Source organism: Rhizobacter sp. P3_B12 (assembly GCF_056402895.1).
This window is the reverse complement of the sequence record NZ_JBFUGN010000782.1, coordinates 1-2977: the sequence shown is the minus strand read 5'-3', so window position 1 is coordinate 2977 and position 2977 is coordinate 1. Positions and strand designations below refer to the sequence as shown.

At 72.6% G+C, this 2977-nt stretch carries 3 protein-coding genes; 2 read left to right on the top strand and 1 reads right to left on the bottom strand.

The window, feature by feature from the left end; genetic code table 11:
- On the bottom strand, window positions 1–295 hold a 295-nt coding region (locus tag AC1D01_RS27905), incomplete at its 3' end, for a hypothetical protein (protein WP_477872200.1).
- A gap of 222 nt (window positions 296–517) precedes the next feature.
- Here AC1D01_RS27905 and AC1D01_RS27900 point away from each other — a divergent pair.
- Window positions 518–1666: a GGDEF domain-containing protein gene (locus AC1D01_RS27900; RefSeq protein WP_477872198.1), complete on the top strand. Its 1149-nt coding sequence runs from the start codon at window positions 518–520 to the stop codon at window positions 1664–1666.
- Window positions 1667–1700: 34 nt separating this feature from the next.
- Window positions 1701–2723, top strand: a complete 1023-nt coding sequence (locus AC1D01_RS27895; protein WP_477872196.1) for a S1C family serine protease — start codon at window positions 1701–1703, stop codon at window positions 2721–2723.
- Window positions 2724–2977 lie beyond the last annotated feature (254 nt).

The following is a 2977-nucleotide window of genomic DNA, read 5'->3' as shown; positions in this document are numbered from 1 at the left end:
GCAGCTCGCGCCCGTGCGGGTCGTAGAACTTGAAGCGGAACACCTCGCCCAGGTGGCGCAGGCGGCTGAGCTGCTCGATGGCGGCCGGCGTCAGCGGGCCGCCGGCGAACAGGGTGTCGAGGTCGGGCACGGTGTCGCGCACATAGCTCGCCCACTGTTCCGCGCTGTGCTCGGCATCGGCGCGCAACTGGGCACGCGACGCCGTCTTCATCGCCCAGGCCACCATGGCGCACGCGAGCGCGCTGGCCAGCAGCCAGCCGAGCAGCGCGCGCCACGGTGATTTGAGCGAGGTCATTCGAAACTCCGGCAACCGTTCGGGCCCGTTCAACGACCGGGCGACGGCTTTCCAGCGACAGATATCGGCAGTGCCGCGGCCGACCTGAGCCATTCCCGGTGAAAGCCCTGAGGCCGCACGCGTGCGGTATGCACGCTGCCAAGCCCGTGCGGTATGCACGCTGCCACGCCCGGCGCGCTCAAGATGCCCGGGGGCAGGCCGAGATTGACGGCGAGCCCCGACATGCCCCATCGCCTGCAATCCATTCCCCCGGTTCCGTTCCCCGCCGCCGGCAGCCACCTGCCGCCGACCGCGCCGGAAGACCTCGACGCCCGCGCGCTGCGCCGCCGTGGCGAGCGCATGCGGATGCTGCGCATGGTGGTCGCGAGCTACGCGATCGACGCGCTGCTGCTGTTCCTGCTGCACGCGGCCGGCGCGGTCGGCCTGCTGCCGCCCATCGTCTACCTGCTCGGCGGCGCGCTCGCCGGCGGGGCCTTCTTCCTGATGCTGCACCGCGGCTGGAGCGAGCGCTTCGCCGACCCCTACCTGACCGGCCCGCAGATGCTGACGGCCTCCGGGCTGCAGCTGCTGCTGGTGGTGCTGGCGCCGGAGGTCGGCGTGCTGTCGATCAGCGTCGTCTTCATCGTGTTCGCGTTCAGCGCGCTGCGGCTCACGCCGCGCCAGCTGCTGCCGCTGTGGATCACGATCTCGCTCGGGCTGGCCCTGGCGATCGGGCTGGCCGGGCAGGCGCCGGCGCTGCCGGTCGCCACGCGCTGGCAGGCGGCGCTGTCGGCGCTGTGGCTGTCGCTGGCGATCGGGCGCTGCGCGGTGGTCGGGCTGTACGGCGCCTCGGTGCGGCAGCTGCTGGGCACGCGCAACCGCGAGCTCGCGCAGGCGCAGAACCAGCTGCACGCGTTGGCCACGCGCGACGAACTGACCGGCGCGCTCAACCGCCGCGCGATCCTCGGTGCGCTCGATGACGCGCTGCAGGCCGGCGCGCGGCCGTCGGTGGCGCTGATGGACGTCGATCATTTCAAGCTGGTCAACGACAGCCACGGGCACCTGGTGGGCGACACCGCGCTGCGCCGCTTCGTGCTCGGCGCGGTGCGCTCGCTGCGGGCGGACGACCGCATCGGCCGCTACGGCGGCGAGGAGTTCCTGCTGCTGCTCGCGACCAGCGAGCCGGCCACCGCGCTCGCGATCGCCGAGCGGGTGCGCCGCGCGGTCTCGGGCGAGGCCTGGGGCGACGTCGCCCAGGGCCTGCACATCACCGTCAGCATCGGCCTGGCGACCTWGCGCGACGGCGAGACCGCCGAGCAGCTGCTGCAGCGCGCCGACGAGGCGCTGTACCGCGCCAAGGCCGAGGGCCGCGACCGCGTGGTGGCCGGATAGAGCGTCCCTTGAAAGCGCAGGGGCCCAGTCCCACATGCGCTGTCTGGAGGATCTCCCCGTGGGTGCCAACGACGCCTTTCTGCTCGATGCCTATTCCGAGACCGTCTCCGGCGTGGTCGAGCGCGCCGGGCCGAGCGTCGCGTCGGTCAAGGTGGTCGGCCACGCCAGCAACCGCGATGCGGCGCTCGGCGGCGGCTCCGGCTTCCTGTTCACGCCCGACGGCTACCTGCTGACCAATTCGCACGTGACGCGCGCCGGCGGCAGCGCGCTGCCGTCGCCGCAGGTCACGCGCCAGCGCGTGTCGCTGAGCGACGGCCGCGAGTTCGATGCGCGCTGGGTCGGCGACGACCCCGACACCGACCTCGCGCTGCTGCACATCGACGGCATGTCGCGCGGCGGGCTCACGCCGCTGCCGATCGGCCGCTCGGCGCTGCTCAGGCGCGGCGAGATCGCGATCGCGATCGGCAACCCGCTCGGCTTCGAGCACACCGTGACGGCCGGCATCGTCAGCGCGCTCGGCCGCAGCATGCGCGCCGGCACCGGCCGGCTGATCCCGGACGTGATCCAGACCGATGCGGCGCTGAACCCCGGCAATTCCGGCGGGCCGCTGCTGAATTCGCGCGGCGAGGTGATCGGCGTCAACACCGCGATCATCCGCGGCGCCCAGTCGATCAGCTTCGCGGTGGCGATCGACATCGCCGAATGGGTGATCCCGCAGCTGCTGCAGCACGGCCGCGTGCAGCGCGGCTACCTGGGCGTGGGCGGCAGCACCACGGCGCTCGACCGGCGCATCGTCGTCGGCCTCGGGCTCGGGCAATCGCACGGCGTGCGGGTGTCGGCGGTCGAGCCGGGCAGCCCGGCCGCGCGCGCCGGCCTGCGCGAGGGTGACCTGCTGGTCGGCATCGACGGCCTGGCGATCGAGTCGGTCGACCGGCTGCACCAGGCGCTCGACGCGAGCCGCATCAACCGCGACTGCGTGCTGAAGCTGCTGCGCGGCAACGCGACCGGCCAGCCGCTGTACCTGACGGTGCGGCCGCTGCCTCAGGCGTCGCGCTGAGACTGAAGGCTCGTCTTCGCCCTGCCCCCTCGAGTTGCGGGGGGGCCGCCTCGCCACCCCCCTAGTTCGCGCTGTCGGACTCGCGCCCGCCTTTTCGTTTTCACAGTCAAGAGATGCCGTCCCGTGCGGCCTTGTCCGTGAATCCAACGAGGAGTGCCTGCCGTGAGTGTTGCCACCATCCCTGCGCCGTTCCTGGCCTTCGACAGCTTCAGCCCGCCGACCGAATCGGAGGCCTCAGCCGGCTACGGCATCTC